We start from the raw sequence: 20,733 nt of genomic DNA on the forward strand, positions 1-20,733 counted from the left end.
GCACGACACTGACATGGGCCGTGCCGCCATCTTGCCCTACCTCGCAGCGCCATTCTCCGCACCGGGTGCCGGGTGTGGGGCGTGCCCACCCCACACCCCGCGCCCACCCCCTGTGTGGGATGCCAGGACGGGCCCCTGTTGACACGCGCGGCTCAGCCGGCCCGGTGCGCCTGGATGGCGCGGCGCCTGGCCAGCCGGTGGGCCCGGCGGATCTCCGCCTCCCGGAACCGGCGCTCGTCCTCCGGGGTCTCCGGCAGCACCGGCCGGACCGGCCGGGGCGCGCCGCCCACGTCCACCCCCACGAAGACCAGGTACGCGGTGGCGACGCGGACCGGCTCGTCCTCGGCGGAGTCCCAGCGCTCGGCGACCACCCGCACCCCCACCTCCATCGAGGTGTTGCCGGTCCAGTTCACCTGGGCGTGCGCGTGTACCAGGTCGCCCACCCGGACCGGCTCGGAGAAGACGATCTCGTCGATCGAGGCGGTCACCGCCGTGCCGCCGCTGTGCCGCGCCGCGGCCGCCCCGGCCACGTCGTCGACGAACTTCATCAGTACCCCACCGTGCACGGTCCCGTACAGATTGACATCGACCGCGGTCATGATTCGGCTGAGCGTGACCCGGGAGTACGACGTCGGCTTGCCCGCCGGCACGATGGAGGGGTGATCTGTCATGCCGAAAACGGTACGGTGCGCGGATGCGACATCTCTGGAGCTTCCTCGCCGGGTTGGTGGTGGCGCCCGTCACCTGGGTGCTCGTCACCCTCGGTCAGGACGGGTCTGGACGTACCGTGCACCGCTGGGTGGAGATCGGTACGTACAGCACGCCCAACCTGATCGAGCCGGCCGTCTACCTCGGCGTCGCCGGCATCCTGCTCGGCCTGCTCGGCACCCTGCGCTTCTCGCCGCTCGGCGCGGTCGTCGCCGGGCTGCTGCTGATCACCCCGTATGTCGGGATGTTCATCGCGCCGTTCACCGTCCGTGACCAGATCCCCGACAGCTGGAAGCTGCTCGGGGACCCGCTGCCGCTGCGCCAGCCGGTGGAGAACGGCACGCTGTTCCTGGTCGGCGTGCTGCTGCTGATGGCGGCGTTCAGCGCGCAGCGCTGGCGGCCGTGGCCGGCGCCGGCCACGGCCGAGGCGGAGCTGACCTCGGCCGACAAGCCGATCGAGAACACCTTCTCGCCCAACGACTGGCCGCCGTCCGGGGCGAAGGCTCCGCGGGACACCGCCCCGCTGAGTCTCGGCTATCCCGAACCGACCCCCACCGAACCGCTGCCCCGCCGGAGCACCGGCGAGTCGCCGTGGTCCGCGCCCCCGCGCGCGACCACCCGACCGCAGGGCACCACCGAGATCCGATGACCGTCGCGGGCGGGCCGGCGATCCCGGCCCGCCCGCCCCAACGGTTTCCGCCAGGTCAGCCCTTGAGCAGCTGGCGGGCCATGACGATGCGCTGGACCTGGTTGGTGCCCTCGTAGATCTGGGTGATCTTGGCGTCCCGCATCATCCGCTCGACCGGGTAGTCGCGGGTGTAGCCGTAACCGCCGAGCAACTGCACCGCGTCGGTGGTGATCTCCATGGCGGCGTCCGAGGCGAAGCACTTCGCCGCCGCGCCGAAGTAGGTCAGGTCCGCGTCGCCGCGCTCCGACTTGCCGGCGGCGGTGTAGGTGAGCTGCCGGGCCGCCTCCAGCTTCATGCCCATGTCGGCGAGCATGAACTGGATGCCCTGGAACTCGGCCACCGCCTTGCCGAACTGCTTGCGCTCGCTGACGTAGCCCTTGGCGTAGTCCAGCGCGCCCTGCGCGATGCCGACCGCCTGAGCGGCGATGGTGACCCGGGTGTGGTCCAGGGTCTGCATCGCGGTGGCGAAGCCGGTGCCCTCTGCGCCGATCATCCGGTCCGCCGGGATCCGGACGTTGTCGAGGTAGACCTCCCGGGTCGGGGAGCCCTTGATGCCGAGCTTCTTCTCCGGCGCGCCGAAGCTGACCCCGGCGTCGGACTTCTCCACCACGAAGGCGGAGATGCCGCGCGAGCGGGCTGTGGGATCGGTCACAGCGAAGACCGTGTAGTACTCGGAGACGCCGGCGTTGGTGATCCACCGCTTCACGCCGTTGAGCACCCAGTGATCACCGTCACGCACAGCGCGGGTGGTCATCGAGGCGGCGTCACTGCCCGCCTCCGGCTCCGAGAGGCAGTACGAGAACATCGCGTCGCCCGCCGCGACCGGCGTCAGGTACTTCCGCTTGAGCTCCTCCGAGCCGGCCAGGATCAGCGGCATCGTGCCCAGCTTGTTGACCGCCGGGATCAGCGAGGACGAGGCGCAGGCCCGGGCCACCTCCTCGATCACGATGGCCGTGGCCAGCGCGTCCGCGCCGGCGCCGCCGTACTCGACGGGGATGTGCGGGGCGTGGAAGTCGGCGGCCCGCAGGGCGTCGTACGACGCCTTGGGGAACTCACCGGTCTCGTCCGCCTCAGCCGCGTGCGGGGCCACCTTGGCCGCACAGACCTCACGGACCGCCTCCCGGATCGCCTCGTGCTCCTCCGGCAACCGGTAGACGTCGAACGACTGCTCTGCGGCCATGTTGGCCCCTCCCCTTCACCGCTATCATGCCCAGTCTGTAGCGCCTGAGAACCGCCGACCGCGCAGAGTGCAGGATAGCGACCGGGGTTCTGGTGCTCCTTACCGCCGCGTAAGCTCGTGCCTGACAGGCGTTGACGCAGACCGGCGACCACAGAAAGTCCCCCCAACCGGTGCCCGGCCAGGCGCCGCAGCCGAACGCGACGCAAGGAAGCGCCGCCAGTGCGAGCGGAGAAGACAGGCGTGACGATCCCGTACCCGAACACCCAGCCGGTACCGGCCATCGCCGCGGTGACCCCGCCCTCCGGCGCGGCCCGACCCCGGGTGACCTTCCTCGGCACCGGCTACCTCGGCGCGACGTACGCCATCTGCTACGCGGAGCTCGGCTACGAGGTGCTCGGCTACGACGTCGACGCCGACAAGATCGCCAAGCTGAACGCCGGTGAGGTGCCGATCCACGAGCCGGGCCTGGACGAGCTGCTGCGGCGCAACCTGGCCGCCGGACGGCTGCGGTTCAGCACCGACATCGCGGAGACCGCCGAGTTCGGCGACGTGCACTTCATCTGCGTGGGCACCCCGCAGCGCGCCGACGGCATGGGCGCCGACCTGTCGTACGTCGAGGCGTCGGTGACCAGCCTGGCCCAGCACCTGACCCGCAAGGCGCTGATCGTCGGCAAGTCCACCGTCCCGGTCGGCACCGCCGAGTGGGTCGAGCAGCTGGTCGGCAAGCACACCCCCGCCGACCTCGGCGTCGAGGTGGCGTGGAGCCCCGAGTTCCTCCAGGAGGGCTTCGCCGTCGACGACGTGCTCCGCCCCAACCGGATCGTCGTCGGCGTCAAGAGCGAGTGGGCCAACGGCATGCTCTACGCCGCCCACAAGGGCGTCTTCGACCTCGCCGCCACCGAGGACCGCGAGGTCCCCCTGGTGGTCACCGACTTCGCCACCGCCGAGCTGGTCAAGGTCGCCGCGAACGCCTTCCTCGCCACCAAGATCTCCTTCATCAACGCGATGGCCGAGGTCTGCGAGGCCGCCGGCGGCGACGTCACCCAGCTGGCCCGCTCCATCGGGTACGACCCCCGGATCGGCAACCGGTTCCTCCAGGCCGGTCTCGGCTTCGGCGGTGCCTGTCTGCCCAAGGACATCCGGGCCTTCCAGGCCCGCGCCCAGGAGCTCGGCGCCGGCGAGGCGCTGCGCTTCCTGCACGAGGTCGACCTGATCAACCTGCGCCGCCGGACCCGCGTGGTCCAGCTCGCCGCCGAGCTGCTCGGCCGCCGCTCCGGCCCGGCCGGGCCGGACCTCTCCGGCACCCGGATCGCCGTGCTCGGCGCCACCTTCAAGCCGAACACCGACGACGTCCGGGACGCCCCGGCGCTCGCCGTCGCCGCGCTGCTCGGCAAGGCCGGGGCCGACGTGCACGTCTTCGACCCGCAGGGCACCGAGAACGCCCGCCGGGCGGTGCCCGAGCTGACGTACGAGGAGACCATGACCGACGCCGTCAGCGGCGCCGACCTGGTCTGCGTGCTCACCGAGTGGGCCGAGTTCCGCAACGCGGACCCGGTCGCCCTGGGCGAGCTGGTCAACGGCCGACGGGTGGTCGACGGGCGCAACTGCCTCGACTCCACACTGTGGACCCAGGCGGGTTGGGAGTACCGCGGCATGGGCCGCCCCTGACTCCTCCGACACGTACGGCCGGCCGTGGACCCGCTCCACGGCCGGCCGCTTCTTTTTGTTGCCCCGAACCCGCCGGCAACTGTCGAAATCCGCGTCCGCTCAGGGCATGCTGCGACAGTGGAGGTCCACAGTGCGGGCCGGCCGGACGGAGGGGTGTCGTGCAGACCTTCAGGTGCGCCTCGTGCGGTCGGGAGATCAAGCCGGCCGTCATCTGTCCGCACTGCGGTGCCGACCAGCCGCAGTGGGCCGAGCACCTGGCCGAGATCGAGCGTTCGATCGCGGAGATGAAGGCGCGGGACGCCGAGATCGCCCGCGAGCAGCGGCAGATCGCCGCCAAGATGCAGGCCGCCCTGTTCCAGCGGGACATCCTCGCGCACGCCGGTGAGGAACGGGTCAAGCAGGCCGGCCGCCCCCGCCGGGTGCTGCGCCGCCGGCCCGGCCGGCGCCCGCCGACGGCCACCACCGGCGCGCCGCCCGGGGTGCCCCGGCAGGGCACCCCGCCACCCGGTTCGGACGACCTCCCGCCGCCACCGCCCCGGTCCACCGCGAAGTGGCTCGACGTGGACGACCCGGAGCACCCGCCGGAGGCCTCCTCCCGCGAGGTGCAGAACATCCCCCTCGGCCTCGGCGCGCTGCTGCTCGGCGTGGCCGCGGTGGTCTTCGCCGCGGTCGCCACCAGCTCGATGGACGCCCTGGCCCGGCTGGGCGTGCTGCTGGTCGCGACGGTGCTCATGCTGCTCGCCCCGCCGGTGCTGGCCCGCCGCGGGCTCACCTCGACCGCCGAGACGATCGCCGCGGTCGGCCTGCTGCTGGTGCCGCTGGCCGGGTACGCGCTCTGGGCGGTCGACCGGATCGGCGGCGGCTCCTCCGGTGCGGTCTTCGCCGGGTCGATCTTCCTGGTGACCACCCTGGTTGCCTTCGGGTACGCCCGCGGGACCGGGCTGCGCGCGCCCCGCTTCGCCACCGTGCTCGCCGCCCAACCGGTGCTGCCGCTGCTGGCGTACGACCGGATCACCGGGCCGGCCGGCTGGGCGTTGGCGCTGGCCACGGTCGCCCTCGTCGACCTGGCGCTGGCCCGCTCGGCGGTGATCGTCGAGCGGCCCGTCCGGCGCGACCTGCCCAGCCCGCCGACCACGACACCGCCCCGCCCGCGGGCCACCGAGGGTCGCCCGGAGGCGGACCCCGAGGAGTCCGCCGAGGTGCTCGGCGCGGAGACGCCCGCCGCCCCGACGGCCGGGCCGGCCCGGCCGGTGCCCTGGCTGGGTGAGCTGACCTGGGTGCTGCACGGCGCGGCCGTGGCGGTCGCCCTGGCGTACGCGGTCACCGCGCTGCTGCGCGCCGACACGGTCCCGGTGGCCACCGGCGCGGGCGCCGTGCTGCTGCTCGCCGCGCTGGTGGGACTGGCCGGGACGCTGGTGCTGCGTCGAGCGCCGCTGCCGGACGTGGGGGCCGGCATCGTCACCCTCGCGGTGATCGGCGCGCTGGGGCGGGTCGCCTCGGTCGCCTTCCCCGGCCGGTCGCTGCTGCTCATCGCGGCGGTGATCACGGTCACCGGCCTGGCCGTGCGGGCCGTACCGGAGGCGGCTCGGCGGGGGCCGCAGCTCGCCTCGGCCGTGGCGCTGACGGTCAGCGGCCTGGTGGTGGCCGGCGGCGCGCTGCGGGCCGGGCTGGCTCCGGTCCGGGCGGCGCTGCCCGCCTGGGCGGCGGACCTGGACCGCTGGCACGCCACGCTGGCGGCGGCGGTCGGCCCGACCGGCTGGCAGCTCGCCGCGAGCGCCTTCCTGCTGACCGTCGCCGCCGTGGTAGCCCTGCCGCCGGAGATCCGGCGCGAGTTCGCGGTGCTCGGGGCGGCGCTGACCGCGCTGGCCGTACCGGCCTCCCTCGGGCTGGGCTGGACGGCCGCCCCCTGGCCGATGCTGTTGACCGCGGTGGGCATCGGCGTGCTGGGGCTCACCGCGGGCAGCGTGCGTTCCGCCGTGGTGCACGCCGTCACCGCGTTCGGGCTGGGCGCCCTCGGCGCCGGGGCGGCGCTGTCCCGCCCGGCGCTGACCGCCGCCGCGCTGACCACCCTCTTCCTGGCCGGCGCGCTGGTCTCGCTCGCGCCCCGGGTCCGGATCGCCCCGGCCGCGGCGGACACGGTCTCCGGCTGGGCCGCCGGCGGGGCGGCGTTCGCGCTGCCGGGGGCGGTGGCCGCGTTCGTCGCCGCCACGGTCCCCACCGACCCGACCCCCACCCCGACGAGCCTGCGCGAGGTCACCGTCCCGGTGCTCGCGGCGAGCTTCCTCGGCGTCTGCGTCACCCTCGGCTACGCGGCGATCCGCCAGGTGGCGCAGCGGCACCTCAGCCTGCCGCACGCCGTGGGCACCGGGCTCGGCGCGCTGGCGGTCGCCGCGGCCGCGTTCGGGGCGCCCGGCACGACCAGCGCCGACGCCTGGGTGGGCGCGTTGCTGCTGGTCGCCGCGGTGCTGCTCTTCCTCGCCCCGTCCATCGACCGGGGCCGCCGCGCCGACCTTTCGCTGGACGGGTCCGACCTGGCCGCGGCGGCGACGACCGTGGCGCTGATCGCCACCCTGGCCCGGATCGCGGCGGTGCTGGCGCCCGGTGGGCAGCTCGTGGTGGCGGCCACGCTGGTGCTGGTGGTGGCGGTGGCGGCGAGGGCGATGCCCGAGGAGTGGCGGCGGGGGCCGATCCTCGGCATCGCGGTCGGCGGCACGCTGATCGGCCTGATCGCCGGCTGGATCGCGCTGCACGGCGGGGTCGGTGTACTGGCCACTCCGGGCCCGATCTGGGCGGGCGATCTGACCGGCTGGCCGGCCGCGCCGACCGGTGGGGCGACCTGGCAGGCGCCGATCGCGCTGGCGATGCTGGCCGTCGCCGCCGGCATCCTGCTGCCGCCCCCGTGGAAGTACGACGTGGCGGGGGCGGCCGTCGTGCTGGCCACCATCGGCACCCCGGCCGCCTTCGACCTGCCCTGGTGGTCACCGGTGCTGGTGGGCGCCGCGGTCGCCACGATCTTCGGCATGGCCGCGGTCGCGGCGGTCGACCCGCGGGCGGCGCTGTCGCGGGCCACGGTGGCCGGGGTGGTCGCCCTGCACGCGGCCGGCGCCGGGCTGGTGCGGCCGTGGACGACCGCGCTGGCGCTGGGCAGCATCGCGCTGATCGGCGTGGTGGTGGCCGGCCTGGCCCGGAGCCTCGCACCGCCGTTGGTGGAGGACATCGAGGCCGACGGGATGCCGCCGCACCTGGTGCAGGTGGGCGGTGCGGCTGCGGGCGCCGCCCTGCTCGCGTTCCCCGGCGCGGTGGCGGCCCTGGCCGCCGAGTTCGGGCGCTCCCCGCAGGTGGTGGTCACCGCCGCGGTTGCCGCGTCCAGTCTCGGCCTGGCCGCGTTGGCGGTGGTCCGCCGGCAGGTTCCGCAATATTTGCCGTACGCGAGCGTGGCCGTGGTCGGCGGCGCGACCGTCAGCGCGGTGGCGGCGATCCTCACCGGCCTGCCCTCCGGCGTGTACGCGGCCGCGGCGGCGCTGCTCGGTGTGCTCGCCGAGCTGGTCCGGGCGGCCACCACCCCGCCGACCGGCTCGGCCCGCCCGGTGCGCCGCTGGTCGGTGCTGCTGGACGGGGCGCTGCGCCGGTTGCCGGACGACGGGACGGAGCTGCGCTGGCGGGTCAGCCCGGCGGCCGGGGCGCTGGCCGCGGCGGTGCTGCCCACCGCGCTGGCGCTGGTGACGCTCGCGCCGCCGCTGGTGTTCGCCCTGGTCGAGCCGATGCGATCGGTCACCCGGGTCTGGCAGGGGCCGCCGCCGGAGCTGCTCACCCCGCCGCCCGGCGCGGTCGACCCGACGCATGTGCTGACCGCGCTGCTGCTCACCGTGACCGCCGCGCTGGCCGCCACCGGGTTCAGCGGAGGCCGCCGTTCCCGGGCCGTGCCGGTGGTGCTGCCCGGCGCCGCGGTGACCCTGCTGATCACCCCGGTGGCGCTCGGGCACGGCTGGCCGGAGAGCGCGCTCGCCGGGCTGGCGGTCTTCACCATCTCGATGCTGGGGCTGGCCCTGACCCCGCCGCCGGCACTGGTCGAGCCGGCCCGGTCGCTGCGGGTGGCCCGGGTGCTGGTCTTCGCGATCGGGCTGGCCGCCGGGGGCGCCGGGCTGGCCGGCAGCCTCGCCACCCGGGAGCTGACCCTGTTCACGCTGGGCGGGGCGGTCGGCGTCGGCGTGGTCGCCGCGCTCTTCGGCACCACCCAGCGGGCCCGCATCCTCGGCTGGCTCTTCGCCTCGCTGATGGCGCAGCTGTTCGTGCTCACCCTCGGCCTGGTGGCCGGGCTGGCCGCCGTCTGGTCCGCGTTCGGGGTGCTGGCGGTGGGGGCGGCTCTACAGGTCTTCGCCGCCACCCTGCCCCGGCTGCGCCGTCCGGAGGCGTATCGGGAGGCGGCCACCGTGGAGTGGAGCGGGTACGCGGCCGCCCTCATCGCGCTGGCCCTGGCCTTCGACTCCCCCCGGCACATCGCCGCGCTGCTGGCGGCCTGGGGCGCCGTCCTCGGGGTGGCCGCGAGCCGGCCGGGCCGCCGGCCGGTGGAGCGGCAGATCCTGTTCTGGGCGGTGGTGGCCTGCGAGATCAGCGCCTGGTGGATCCTGATGCGGGTGGCCGACGTGGCGCTGCCGGAGGCGTACACGCTCCCGTTCGCCGCGCTCGCCCTGGTGGTGGGGGTACTGGAGCTGCGCCACCGACCGGACCTGTCGAGCTGGATCGCGTACGGGCCGGCGCTGGTGGCCGCGTTCGTGCCGACCCTGGCCATCGTGCTGGCCACCGAGTCCAGCATGCTCCGGCAGGTGCTGCTGCTGCTCGGCGCGGTGGCGGTGCTGATCTTCGGCTCGACCAGCCGGCAGCAGGCGCCGGTGATCGTGGGCGCCACGGTCACCGCGATCGCCGCGGTGCACGCGTTGTTCAGCCTCGGGCCGTGGCTGGTGCTGATCCCGGTCGGCTTCGTGCTGCTGGTGCTCGGGGCGAGCAATGAACGTCGCCGCCGCGCACAGGAGCGCCTGCAGACCGCGTTGCGCGGCATGCGATGAAGCGGAGGGTCATTGGGCCTTCGTCGCGGTCGGACAGAGTAAGGCAGCTCCGACCGCCGGTGCCGGCGAGAGTGGGGCGGGTCTGACCGGGCGCACGGGCCGACCGAGGCTGACCGGAACCGCTCACTGACCGACACCGGGCCCGCGGACGCAGGATGGTGTCGGATCGGCCTTTGCTCTGCTTCAGCCCATGCAACAGCAACGGAAGGTTACGGCCGCGGCCTGGGCCTGTCGGGTGGGCGGACGAGAAGGTTCCAGCTCACGGCCTGTGTTGCGGTGAGTGAAGCAGAGCAAAGGCGGCGGGCAGCATCCCCGGGCGGAGCACGTCGATCACGGTGAGTCACTCATGTCCGGCAGCACGGAGAGTGGCTCAGCCGAGGGAGGCGCGGAGCGCGGCATCCTTCTCGGCGACCAACTCCTCCAGGCCCGCCTGGTACGCGGCCATCCGCTTCAGCAGCGCCCGGTCGGAGGCGGCCAGGATGCGCACGGCGAGCAGCCCGGCGTTGCGGGCGTTGCCGATCGACACGGTGGCCACGGGCACGCCGGCCGGCATCTGCACGATGGACAGGAGCGAGTCCATCCCGTCGAGGTGCTTCAACGGCACCGGCACGCCGATCACCGGCAGCGGGGTGACCGAGGCGACCATGCCGGGCAGCGCGGCGGCGCCGCCGGCGCCGGCGATGATCACCTTGATGCCGCGCTCGGCGGCGTCCCGGCCGTACTCGATCATCTTGACCGGGGTGCGGTGCGCCGAGATCACCGCGACCTCGTACGGCACCTCGAACTCGTCCAGCGCCTCGGCGGCGGCCTTCATGGTCGGCCAGTCGGAGTCGCTGCCCATGATCAGCCCGACGGTGCTCACTCGTGCCCCTCGCGCAGCCAGCGGGCGGCCCGCGCGGCCCGCGCCCGTACGTCGTCCAGGTCGTTCCCGAGCACCGTGACGTGCCCGATCTTGCGGCCGGGGCGCACCTGCTTGCCGTAGAGGTGCACCTTGGCGCCCGGTTCGGCGGCGAACAGGTGGTGCAGCCGTTCGTCGATGGAGATCCCACCCGGCTCGCCGCCGAGCACGTTGGCCATCACGACCACCGGCGCGGTCAGCGAAGTGTCCCCCATCGGGTAGTCGAGGACCGCCCGCAGGTGCTGCTCGAACTGGGAGGTCCGGGCACCCTCGATGGTCCAGTGCCCCGAGTTGTGCGGACGCATCGCCAGCTCGTTGACCACCAGCCCGGTGGGCGTTTCGAAGAGCTCCACCGCGAGCAGGCCCACCACGCCGAGCGCGGTGGCCAGGTCGATGGCGAGCTGCTGGGCGGCGACCGCCAGCTCCTCCGGCAGGTCCGGGGCGGGGGCCAGCACCTCCACGCAGATCCCGTCCCGCTGCACGGTCTCCACCACCGGGTACGCGGCCACCTGGCCGAACGGGGAGCGCGCGACCTGCACCGCCAACTCCCGACGCAGCGCCACCCGCTCCTCGACGATCAGCGAGCTGCCCCCGGCCAACAGGGTCGAGCCCAGCTCGGCGGCCTGCGCCGCGTCGTCCACCAACCAGACGCCGCGTCCGTCGTAACCACCCCGGGCCGCCTTCAGCACCACCGGCCAGCCGACCTCGTCACCGAAGCCGATCAGGTCGGCCGGCTCGGCGACCGGCCGCCAGGCCGGGTTCGGCGCGCCCAGCTCACCGACGCGCTCCCGCATCACCCGCTTGTCCTGTGCGTGCAGCAGCGCGCCGGCCGGCGGGAAGAGCTTCACCCCCTCGTCGGCGAGGGCGCGGATGTGCTCGGTCGGCACGTGCTCGTGGTCGAAGGTGACCACGTCGCAGCCCTTGGCGAAGGTGCGCAGCGCGGCCAGGTCGGTGTGGTCGCCGTACTGGACGTCGGCCGCGACCAGCGCGGCGCCGTCGTCGGGGGCGAGCGCCAGCACGCGCAGCGACTGGCCGAGGGCGATGGCGGCCTGGTGGGTCATCCGGGCCAACTGGCCGCCGCCCACCATGCCCACGACGGGGAGTCCGGTCCGGGAGTCCATAACGCCGCCAGCCTATCGGGGCGACCCCCGATCCCCGCCCGGAGGGCCGGATCACCCCGCCGCGTTCACCACGATCCGGCGCGGCGCGCGGGCCACCTCGCGGGCGGTCGTCCGGGCGATCAGCAGGGAGCCGAGGACCGTGGGCGCCAGCCAGGCGACCAGGTTGCCGTCGGTCATCTGTACGGCGAAGCCGGTCACGAAGGCGATCACCGTGCTGCTCATCAGGTTGAGGTGCCAGATCCGCCAACCCCGGCCGCCCATCCCGCGCGGACGGCGGCGGGCGAACCAGAGCCCACCGAGCAGCCAGCCCAGGGCCAACACGCCGAGGATCGCCAGCCCCCAGAGCCGGGCGGGGTCGAGGGCGAAGAGCCCCAGCGCGCTCAGGCTGAGCCCGACGGCGACCACCGCGTAGATCCGGCCGAGCAGGGTGTGCCGGCCGCGACGCTTGGGGGCGAGCAGGATCGGCAGCGCGAGCAGCAGCCCCGTGGTGCCGCTGGCCGCGTGGATGAGGACGAGAACGGTATGCATGACGCCTCCCCCGCGACATCCCACTGTGGGAGGTCGATGGGATCATCGTGCGACCTGACACAATGGGATGTCAAGCGAGTTCACGAAGGAGCACACCCCGATGCCGGACCGGCCGCTGAACGCCACCGCCGCCTCCCTGCTGGGCTTCCTGCACGACGGCCCGATGACCGGCTGGGACCTGGTGACGGTTGCCGAGCAGCGGATCGGCGCGTTCTGGTCACTCACCCAGAGCCAGGTCTACCGGGAGCTGAGCACGATGGCCGCCGCCGGACTGGTGCGGGCCGGCGAGCGCGGCCGCCGCGACCGGCAGCCGTACGAGATCACCGAGGCCGGCCGGGCCGCCTTCGCCGAGTGGGCCGCGCGGCCGCCGGCCGAGGAGACCATCCGGTTCCCCCTGCTGCTCACCATGCTCTTCGGCCGGCACCTGCCGGCGGACCGGATGGCGGCGTTCCTGGCGCAACACCGGGCCGCGCACGCCGAACGGCTGGCCGGCTACGAGCAGGTCGCCGCGGCGCTGCCGGCCGACGCGGACGCGATCGACCCGTACTCGGTGGCCACCCTGCGCTTCGGTCTGGCGTACGAGCGGGCGGTGCTCGACTGGTTCGACGGCCTGCCGCCCGCGCTGCGCGCCCCGACCGGCGACGGGGACACCCCGACCGGATGACCGGCCGCCGGGTCAGCCCAGCTGGGCGACCAGGTCGTCGACGGAGGTCACCGGCCGGTCGCAGACGAAACCCCGGCAGACGTACGCGGTGGTCCGGCCATCCAGCGCGGGCCGGCCGGCGAGCAGCGGCACACCGGGCTGGTCGGTCCGGCCCGCCACCGTGACCGCCCCGGGCGGGGCGTGCCGGTGCGCCGCGCGGACCAGCGGGTCGTCCGCCGGGTGGTCGGTCACCACCGCGATCTCGTACGGCCCGGAGAGCAGCGCCTCGCCGGCGGTGGCGGCGTACCCGGTGAACCGCGCGTGCCGGCCGACGATCGGCGCGACAGTCGACAGGGCCACCTCGGCGGCCTCCCGGTACCGCACATCCCCGGTCAACGCCGCGTACGTCACCAGCGCCGCGACGATCGCCGACCGGCCGGACGGGGTGGCGTTGTCGGTCGGGTCGGCCGGCCGGGTGACCAGCCGCTCGGCGTCGTCGGCCGTGTCGAAGAACCCGCCGTCGGGCGCGGCGAACCGGGCCAGCGCCACGTCGAGGAGCTGCCCGGCCAGCTCCAGCCAGCGACCCTCGCCGGTGAGCTGGTGCAGGGCGCAGAACGCCTCGGCCACACAGCCGTAGTCCTCCAGCACGCCGGCCGGCTCCCCGACCACCCCGTCCCGGGAGACCCGGCGCAGCCGCCCGTCCACCAGGTGCACCGTCGCCAGGTGCTCGGCGGTGTCCCGCATCGCCCCGTCCGCGACGATGGCGACGCCGTCCATCAGGTTCGCGTCCTCGTCGTCGGGGGCTGCGAAGACGGCGGCGACCTGGAGGAACTCGGCGATCGCGGTGATCGCCAGGCCGTTCCACGCGGCCACCACCTTGTCGTCGCGGGCCGGCTGCGGGCGGGTGTCCCGGGCGGCCAGCAGCCGCCCGACCACGCCCTGCCAACGCGCCCGCACCGCAGGGTCGGCGTCGTCGACGTCCCGGGCCAGCCGCAGCACGCTCGTCCCGTGCTCGAACGACCCCTCCTCGGTCACCGCGAACAGGTCGGCCGCCCAGCGGCCGTCCTCATCGCCCAGCGCCTCGACGAGCTGGGCCGGCGTCCAGGCGTAGGTGAGCCCCTCGACGCCCTCGGTGTCCGCGTCCAGCGCGGAGGCGAAACCCTCCCCCGGCTTGTGCAGCTCGTCGGCGAGGAACCGGGCGGTGTCCCGGGCCACCCGCCGGGCCAGCCGATCGCCGGTGAGCCGCCAGAGCTGGGTGTAGACCCGCAGCAGCAGCGCGTTGTCGTAGAGCATCTTCTCGAAGTGCGGCACGGTCCAGTGCGCGTCCACGGAGTAGCGGGCGAAGCCGCCGGCGAGCTGGTCGTGGATGCCGCCGCGGGCCATCGCCTCGCAGGTGTGCCGGGCGATCTCCAGGCTCTGCGCGGAGCCGGTGCGCTGGTGGTGGCGGAGCAGGAAGAGCAGGTTCATGTGCGGCGGGAACTTGGGCGCCCCGCCGAAGCCGCCGTTGCTCCGGTCGTACTCCGTGCCGAGCTGCGCGGCGGCGGCGTCGAGCAGTTCGGCGGTGAGCGGCGCGGTCGTTCCGCCGACGGCCTGGGCCCCGCCGATCGCCTCGACCACGGCGGCGCCCTGCCGGAGCACGGCCTCCCGCTGGTCCCGCCAGGCGGTACCCACGGAGTCCAGCAGCCGGATGAAGTTCGCGCGCGGGAAGTAGGTCCCGCAGAAGAACGGGGTGCCGTCCGGGGTGGCGAAGACCGTCATCGGCCAGCCGCCCTGGCCGGTCATCGCCTGGGTGGCGGTCATGTAGACGGCGTCGACGTCCGGCCGCTCCTCCCGATCCACCTTGATGGCGACGAAGCCGTCGTTGACCAGCCGACCCACGGCCTCGTTCTCGAACGACTCGTGCGCCATCACATGGCACCAGTGGCAGGCGGCGTAGCCGACCGAGACGAGCACCGGCACGTCGCGCCGCCTCGCCTCGGCGAACGCCTCGTCGCACCAGGGCCACCAGTCGACCGGGTTGTCGGCGTGCTGGAGCAGGTACGGCGACGTGGCGTTCGCGAGTCGGTTCACCCGACGACCATATCCAGCGCGCACCGGCCGCGCGCCGCGAGCGGACCGGTCGGGCCCGGGAGGGTGGCCGCCAGCCGTCACGGCCAATCGGCCGGCGCACCGGAACTCCCGGGGCGGGGCGTTACCCGCGACGGGGTGCCCGCATCTCACGTCGTCGCTTCAGGGTGCCAGCAACGTTCCGGTCATCAGCAGAGGCACGAGCGTCTCCCGAAGCCGACCGGCGGTCCTGACGAGTTGGTCGTAGCGGCGGGCCTCGTCCTGCAGGATTGCGAGCGCTACGCCGACCTGCTGCTGGACCGCGATCGGGGGTAGCACGATCGGCAGCTCCCCGAGTACGCGGCCCTGGATGTTCGGCACCGCCGTCCCGGACCCCTGCCTCCTGATCCACATCCGCACCTGCGGCAGGCCGAGGTAGTGCGCGAGGAACTCCGGTACGACGTCGCGCCCCGGACGAACCCGGAACAGTCCCGGGCTGAAAAGCCATCCCTGTTGCTCCGCACGCGCCAAGCCGTGACGTCCCAGTTCTCCCGTCCGTACACAGAGAATGTCACCGGGCATCAGGCCGTACCGGCGGACCAGGCCACTCTGGACGTCCGTCGCAACATCGAGGCCGTCCCCTGCGATCCACCCGTCTCGCAGATCCCGCGGGTTGACGATCGGCACACCACTGCCGGACGAGGGGTCCCGAGGTAGTTGAGGACCGATCTGGATCTCAGCCAGCTGGCGGAGAGTGAGCCGCTGCCAGTCGGCCGGCACCGCTCCGATCAGCGAGTCACGCGTACGGGGCGCTGATCGGGCGCTTTGTCCGTATGCGGCGGCAATCATCGCAGCCGCCTGATCGCCCGCCTCCTGCGCAACACGCCGCAGACGATGCAACTCAGCCGAGAGCGGCCCCACATCCTCCGGGCGGAGATCAGCTCGCGGCGTCGCCGGCTGCTCCACGTAGAAGGCAGGGTTCAGAGAATAGTTCTGTTCTCGTATCTCCGCAGCCGGGACGCGGCGCGCCAACTGCGCGTCGAACGGCTGGCCCGGCTCGGCACGCCACCACCGAGCGAAGGTGGCCACCAGCTCTGATATGTCGTAGTCGGTCAATATCCGAGACGATCGGGCCACCATCCTCCCTGCCGAGGTGGCGTCGATGAAGAGGACCTCACCAGGATGGCGGCGTTGCTTGTCGAGCAGCCAAAGCGTCACGGGCACGGCCGTACCCGCGAACAGATTGGAGGGCAGCGCCACGAGGCAGGCGACCACGCCCTCCTCCACCAACGCGGCCCGGATCTTTCGCTCCGCGGGACGGGCCGACGTAGCGGCATTGTTCGGCAACAACACCGCTGCCCGGCCGTGCCCGTCGAGCGCCGCGAGAGCGTGCTGCAACCATGCCAAATTGCCATTGTGCGGCGGCGGATCTCCGTAAGCCCAGTTCCGGTCGGTCAGCAGGTGTTCGGCAAGGCGGGCGTTGAAGGGCGGGTTACAGACGACCAGGTCGTGGCGGTGGTCCAGGAACTGGTGGTGGGCGAGCGCGAGACCGCCCCGCAGGTCCGCCTCGACACCGTGCAGACTGAGCTGCAGCTCGGCCACCCGGCGAGTCGCGGCCTGCTGCGCCACTCCCTCGACCCTCAGCATGGACTGCGCCACGCCGGCCTCGGTGCACTCAGCCGCGAGCGCGGACAGGAACTCGCCGGAGCGGCAGTACGGGTCGTAGAGAGATGTTCCCACGCCGGTGGCAGCGAGCATTCTCGTCGCCAGTCGAGTGACCGACGGGGGCGTGAACAGCTCTCCGGCGCGCTTGCCGGCACGCTCCACGTACCGCTCAAGCACCCGGGTGAACAGGTGCTGGAGCTGTTGTGTTCGCGCTCCACCGGCCGGGCCCGGCTCCCGATCGATCAGACCGATGATGGTCCTGACCGCTTCCGTGTGGCGCGGGGTGAGAACGACCGAGCCGAAGAGTTCGGTGAACGGGCCCGCGTCGGACACGCCGAGGACGAACTGCAGCGCCGGCAGGAACACGTCATCCCCTGCCTGAACGGCCCGCCTGAGGTCAGACCAGTGCTCGGGACGCCGTGCCGCGGCATGAATCAAGGTCAGCAGCAGGTCCCGGTACTCCTCGGGCCGAAGCACGTCGTCGAGGACCGCCGCCCAGAAGAAGTCGTACAACTGGGCGCCGAGCATCGCCTGGTGGGGTGCGGCCGTCTCGGCCGCTGACGGATCGTCCGCAGTCGTGAGACTTCTGCGGAAGCGCTCGCCGTAGCTGACTCCCTCGGGCTCGCTCGGCCATCGGGCGCTTCGGGGTATCCGCCTCGACTCCAGCCAGCCGGCTACGTCCTCGGCCCGGAAGTGGTCGACCCCATCGCCTGACTTCACCGGCACCGGGAAGTCGGGGTATCGCCGCTCCCAGTTCGTCACGGCCGGCCGCCGCACTCCGGCCAGCCGGGCGATGTCGGCCCTACTGACCAGTACTTCACCCGCGTCCGGCATATCTCGGTCACTCCCTCGCTCTCAGGTGCACAGCTTGCCGGGACGCTCGGCTCCCGGCGGACCGGGCCGGCGAGCCAGCACGGCGGGAACGCCGTCCCGCAGGCGCACTCCCGTAGCGAGCTCCGGGCGTAGAAAACCCAGCAAACGGTAGAGGGTGGCGTGGTCCGCGGCCAGATCCCGATGGTGGATCGGCTCATGGTGCCCGATGCGGTTGCGGAGCAACCGCATGGTGTTGAGGCTCCGGTGCAGGTCGTCGCGACGGCCCGAGTAGCCGGGGAAGGCCTTGTGCAGTGCCGGAACCCAGAGGGCACGCGTGTAGAAGGAACTGACCAGCGCGACCCAGAAGCCGAATGACAGCCGGGCTACGACGTCGTCAGGGCTGGGCTGTCTGCGACCACGTCGTCCACACTCCGCTGCGGCGTCCGCCACCAGCCGCAGGCTGTTCGGCGTGAGCGGAGCGACCTGCCACCAGTCAGCTCGCTGATACCGATCCAGCAGTCTGTCGTGGAGGGCGTTGCGGACCGCCACCTCCAAGCACTTCAGCGGCAGGTAGAACGCCTGCGACACCTCGATGTTCCACCAGTACAACCGGGTTGCCAGCGAGGCAGAGCCCCGGGCGGCCCGCACGTACTCCTCCAGCCGAGGGCCGGAGAAGGACTGCCGCATCCATTCCGGCAGGCCAGCCGCGTCATCCCCGCCCTCGCAGACCGGATCGCTGTTTTCGGTGGGCTCGTTCCGGGACGGGTCGTTGCTCATGCGAAGTCACTCCTGGACGCGAGGGGTCGCCTGATCGGGAGCACGTGGTACCGTAGCGTCGTAAGCCCCGGGTCCGCCTCTGCTCAGCATGCCGCCCGGGGCATTGCTCTATCTGCTGGCAGACACATCCGTCGGACCACGCGGCATTCGGCCTGCGCGCCCGACGAACTCAGGCATGCATCACGTTAGACGCCGACTGTCCGCTTCGTCAACCTCGTAGTGGGCTACAAGTTTTTTGTTTATACCGTCGCTCAGGAGGCGCCGTCGGCGCGGAGCGGGAAGACATTGCCGGGGGCGGCGTCGCGCAGCGACCCGAGCACGGCGCCGATCTTGTCCGCCGGCATCGGCTTGAAGAAGTGGTAGCCCTGCGCGGCGGTGCAGCCGAGCTCCGCCAGGGCGGTCCGCTGCTCGGCGGTCTCCACCCCCTCGGCGACCACCCGCAACCCCAGCTCGTGGGCGAGCCCCACGGTGGTCCGGACGATCGCCGCCGCCTCGGGCGAGTCGGCCATCCGGATCACGAAGGAACGGTCGACCTTCAGCTCGTCGACGGCGATCCGGGTGAGGAAGGTCAGCGACGAGAAGCCGGTGCCGAAGTCGTCGACGGCGAGCTGCACGCCCATCGCGCGCAGCGTGGCGAGCACCTCGTCGATGACCTCCAGCTCGCTCATCACCACCGTCTCGGTGATCTCCAGGACCAGCCGGTGCGGCGGCACCTGGTGCCGGCGCAGCGCCTCGCCGATCTCCGTGGGCAGCCGGGGGTCGAGCAGGCTGCGCGCCGACAGGTTCACCGAGATCGGCACGTCCAGCCCGTCGCGGGCCCAGTCGGCGGCGACCGCGAGGGCCTTGTCCAGCACGTACCGGGTGAAGGCGCCGAGCTGCTCGCTGTTCTCCACCGGGCGGATGAAGTCGGACGGACCGAGCCAGCCGCGGCGCGGGTGCCGCCAGCGGATCAGTGCCTCCACCCCGGTCGGGGCGCCGGTCGCCAGGTCCACCGCCGGCTGCAACGCCAGCACCAGCTGGTCGTCGGCAGCGAGGGCCTCCCGCAGCTCCGCGAGCAGCGCGAGCTGGTCGGTGCTGGCGGCGTCCCGGGAGCTGTCGTACACGGCGACGTTGCCGCCGCCCTCCTTCGCCTGGTACATGGCGATGTCGGCCCGGCGCAGCAGCTCGGTGAGGTCGGCGGTGCCCGCGTCGGCGACCACCACACCCACCGAGACCTCGACGGACATCCGTACGCCCGCCACCTCCGTCGGCGCGGCGAGCCGCTCGGCGATCTCCCGGGCCTGCCGCAACGCGTACGCCATCGGCGCGGCGCGGTCGCCGACCACCGGGACGGCGCTGAGCAGCAGGGCGAACTCGTCCCCGCCGAGCCGGCCCAGCAGGTCACCGGGGCGGGCGAGGGCGGCCAGCCGGTTGGCGGTGAGCCGCAGCAGCTCATCGCCGGCCGCGTGCCCGAGCGTGTCGTTGACCTCTTTGAACTGGTTGATGTCGAGCAGCAGCAGCGCCACCGGGTGGTCGTGGGCGAGCTTGCGCAACGCCTGGTCGCCCTGGTCGAGCATGGCGGCCCGGTTGACCAGCCCGGTGAGCTGGTCGTGCACCGCCTCGTACGAGGAGCGGGCGGTGACCAGCCGCAGCTCGCGGTGCGTGGCGGCGTCGTGCAGGGCGGCGGCCAGGGCGTCGCCGAAGGCCGCGACGGCGTCCCGCTCGCGGGCGCTGGGCGGGGCCGACCGGGCAAAGTGGACGCGCAGCTCCCCCACCCCGACGCTGCCCACGGTCAGCGGTCGGACCAACTCGTGCTCGGCCGGCTCGGCACGCCCCGGCGGGTCCATCTCCCGGTCGCGCAGCTGGCCACCGGGGTCCGCCCGGTACCGCCACCACCGGCCGTCGCCCCGGGCAACGTCCACGTCGACCAGTTCCGCTCCGAACAGGGTGAGCGCGCCGGCCGCCGCAGCGGTCGCCACGCCCCGCTCGTCGAGCTGGTTGAGGGCGGCGGTGGCCTCCGCGAACGCCCGCCAGGTGCGCCGCTCCTGGTCGGCCCGGAGCCGGTGGCGGTAGGTCTGCTGGAGCAGCCAGAGCGGCGGCGGGAGCAGCAGCAGCCAGCGGGCGTCGAGCTCCAGCAGCGTGACCACCACCAGGCCGACGGCCACGTTGCCGACGAACATCAGCAGCTTGCCGCGGAGCGCGGCGAGCAGCGGCGGTCCGATCGGGACGCCGTGCCGCAGCGCCAGGGTCGCCCCACCGAGCCAGCCGGTGGTGAGCAGGTAGGTCACCGAGCCGGCGGTGAGCGCGAGGGCGAGCGCCGGGGTCGGCGCGGCGAGCAGGGGTCGGCCCAGCGCACCGGCCACCGCGACGGCGAGCGCGGTGGCGGCGGTCAGCGACCCGGTGATCCGGACGAGTTCCAGCGCCGGGCGGCGGTCGGTGAGCAGGGACATGGCCGTCCAGGCCGCCCCGGTGCCGAGCAGGGCCGCCGCCGGCAGCCAACCGGCCGGTACGAGGTACAGGCAGACGATGAGGGCGGCCTCGCCCCAGGTGATGCTCACCATCCCGGCGGCGGTGCGGAACCGGAGCCGGGCGAGCTGGGCGACGGCGAACGCGGCGACGGCGACGGCGAAGCGGACCGGGCCCGGCAGCGGGTCGTCCGGCGGGAGGGACGCCGGGACGGTCAGGCCGACGACTGCGGCGGCCAGCGCGGTGGCCCCGACCGCGGCGGTCAGCAGGAGCACCCCGGTCGGCGTGCCGCGCAGGCCCAGCCGATCAGGGGGTTTGCCGTCCCGGCCGGGGGTCACGGACCCACCCCGTCCGCCGGCATCTCGGGGGCACGGCGGGTGGCCGTTGGGTCGACGGTCATCGGCGCCCCCCTTCCGCGCACGGCTCGGGGACTTTCGGTCCCCCGGCGGAAGGCTAAGCCAAAGCCGGTGGTCGCAACAGGGGGCGACGA

General features: G+C 73.6%; 13 protein-coding genes. 4 read left to right on the plus strand and 9 right to left on the minus strand.

The features are described from left to right. Nucleotides 1–152 precede the first annotated feature (152 nt). Complete coding sequence (locus tag OG799_RS24220; protein WP_406037813.1) at nt 153–671, minus strand: acyl-CoA thioesterase; 519 nt, start codon at nt 669–671, stop codon at nt 153–155. A gap of 23 nt (nt 672–694) precedes the next feature. Between OG799_RS24220 and OG799_RS24225 the strand changes: the two genes are divergently transcribed. Continuing rightward, nucleotides 695–1,357, plus strand: coding sequence for a hypothetical protein (locus OG799_RS24225; protein WP_406037815.1), 663 nt, complete (start codon nt 695–697; stop codon nt 1,355–1,357). A 55-nt stretch (nt 1,358–1,412) separates the two neighbouring features. On the opposite strand, the gene OG799_RS24230 is transcribed toward OG799_RS24225, so the two are convergent. Further along, complete coding sequence (locus tag OG799_RS24230) at nt 1,413–2,576, minus strand: acyl-CoA dehydrogenase family protein (protein ID WP_406037817.1); 1,164 nt, start codon at nt 2,574–2,576, stop codon at nt 1,413–1,415. 240 nt (nt 2,577–2,816) lie between these two features. Between OG799_RS24230 and OG799_RS24235 the strand changes: the two genes are divergently transcribed. After that, nucleotides 2,817–4,244 (plus strand): UDP-glucose dehydrogenase family protein, encoded by a 1,428-nt coding sequence (locus OG799_RS24235; protein WP_406037819.1) that lies wholly within the window; start codon nt 2,817–2,819, stop codon nt 4,242–4,244. A gap of 158 nt (nt 4,245–4,402) precedes the next feature. After that, nucleotides 4,403–9,307, plus strand: a complete 4,905-nt coding sequence (locus OG799_RS24240; RefSeq protein WP_406037821.1) for an SCO7613 C-terminal domain-containing membrane protein — start codon at nt 4,403–4,405, stop codon at nt 9,305–9,307. Nucleotides 9,308–9,677: 370 nt separating this feature from the next. Here the strand turns inward: OG799_RS24240 and purE are convergent, their stop codons facing one another. From purE to OG799_RS24255, 3 genes are read right to left on the minus strand one after another with little or no spacing between them, the layout of a single operon-like run. Further along, nucleotides 9,678–10,169: a 5-(carboxyamino)imidazole ribonucleotide mutase gene (gene purE, locus OG799_RS24245; protein WP_406037823.1), complete on the minus strand. Its 492-nt coding sequence runs from the start codon at nt 10,167–10,169 to the stop codon at nt 9,678–9,680. Continuing rightward, a complete protein-coding gene (locus OG799_RS24250) occupies nt 10,166–11,326 on the minus strand; it encodes a 5-(carboxyamino)imidazole ribonucleotide synthase (RefSeq protein WP_406037825.1) in 1,161 nt (386 codons plus the stop codon). Before OG799_RS24250 ends, purE begins: the two co-directional genes overlap by 4 nt. Nucleotides 11,327–11,377: 51 nt before the next feature. Then, nucleotides 11,378–11,854 (minus strand): hypothetical protein, encoded by a 477-nt coding sequence (locus OG799_RS24255; RefSeq protein ID WP_406037827.1) that lies wholly within the window; start codon nt 11,852–11,854, stop codon nt 11,378–11,380. Nucleotides 11,855–11,921: 67 nt separating this feature from the next. Here OG799_RS24255 and OG799_RS24260 point away from each other — a divergent pair, with 67 nt between their 5' ends. Further along, nucleotides 11,922–12,518, plus strand: coding sequence for a PadR family transcriptional regulator (locus OG799_RS24260; protein ID WP_406037829.1), 597 nt, complete (start codon nt 11,922–11,924; stop codon nt 12,516–12,518). Between the two features lie 12 nt (nt 12,519–12,530). On the opposite strand, the gene OG799_RS24265 is transcribed toward OG799_RS24260, so the two are convergent. The 4 genes from OG799_RS24265 to OG799_RS24280 form a co-directional block, all read right to left on the minus strand. Beyond that, nucleotides 12,531–14,567 carry a thioredoxin domain-containing protein gene (locus OG799_RS24265; protein ID WP_406037831.1) on the minus strand — a complete coding sequence of 679 codons (2,037 nt, stop codon included), beginning with the start codon at nt 14,565–14,567 and terminating at the stop codon, nt 12,531–12,533. 159 nt (nt 14,568–14,726) lie between these two features. Continuing rightward, nucleotides 14,727–17,042, minus strand: coding sequence for an N-6 DNA methylase (locus OG799_RS24270; RefSeq protein ID WP_406037833.1), 2,316 nt, complete (start codon nt 17,040–17,042; stop codon nt 14,727–14,729). A 21-nt stretch (nt 17,043–17,063) separates the two neighbouring features. Beyond that, on the minus strand, nt 17,064–17,798 hold the full coding sequence (locus OG799_RS24275) for a hypothetical protein (RefSeq protein ID WP_406037835.1): 735 nt from the start codon (nt 17,796–17,798) through the stop codon (nt 17,064–17,066). 251 nt (nt 17,799–18,049) lie between these two features. After that, a complete protein-coding gene (locus OG799_RS24280) occupies nt 18,050–20,545 on the minus strand; it encodes a putative bifunctional diguanylate cyclase/phosphodiesterase (protein ID WP_406046387.1) in 2,496 nt (831 codons plus the stop codon). Nucleotides 20,546–20,733: the final 188 nt, after the last annotated feature.

The sequence above is a fragment of the Micromonospora sp. NBC_00898 genome, assembly GCF_045207895.1.
Taxonomy (GTDB): Bacteria; Actinomycetota; Actinomycetes; order Mycobacteriales; family Micromonosporaceae; genus Micromonospora.

Coding starts and splice junctions, on each gene's coding strand:
- OG799_RS24255 (WP_406037827.1), bottom strand. CDS start 11,854: ATGCATACCGTTCTCGTCCTCATCCACGCGGCCAGCGGCACCACGGGG.
- OG799_RS24220 (WP_406037813.1), bottom strand. CDS start 671: ATGACAGATCACCCCTCCATCGTGCCGGCGGGCAAGCCGACGTCGTAC.
- OG799_RS24275 (WP_406037835.1), bottom strand. CDS start 17,798: ATGAGCAACGACCCGTCCCGGAACGAGCCCACCGAAAACAGCGATCCG.
- OG799_RS24270 (WP_406037833.1), bottom strand. CDS start 17,042: ATGCCGGACGCGGGTGAAGTACTGGTCAGTAGGGCCGACATCGCCCGG.
- OG799_RS24230 (WP_406037817.1), bottom strand. CDS start 2,576: ATGGCCGCAGAGCAGTCGTTCGACGTCTACCGGTTGCCGGAGGAGCAC.
- OG799_RS24260 (WP_406037829.1), top strand. CDS start 11,922: ATGTCAAGCGAGTTCACGAAGGAGCACACCCCGATGCCGGACCGGCCG.
- OG799_RS24225 (WP_406037815.1), top strand. CDS start 695: ATGCGACATCTCTGGAGCTTCCTCGCCGGGTTGGTGGTGGCGCCCGTC.
- OG799_RS24250 (WP_406037825.1), bottom strand. CDS start 11,326: ATGGACTCCCGGACCGGACTCCCCGTCGTGGGCATGGTGGGCGGCGGC.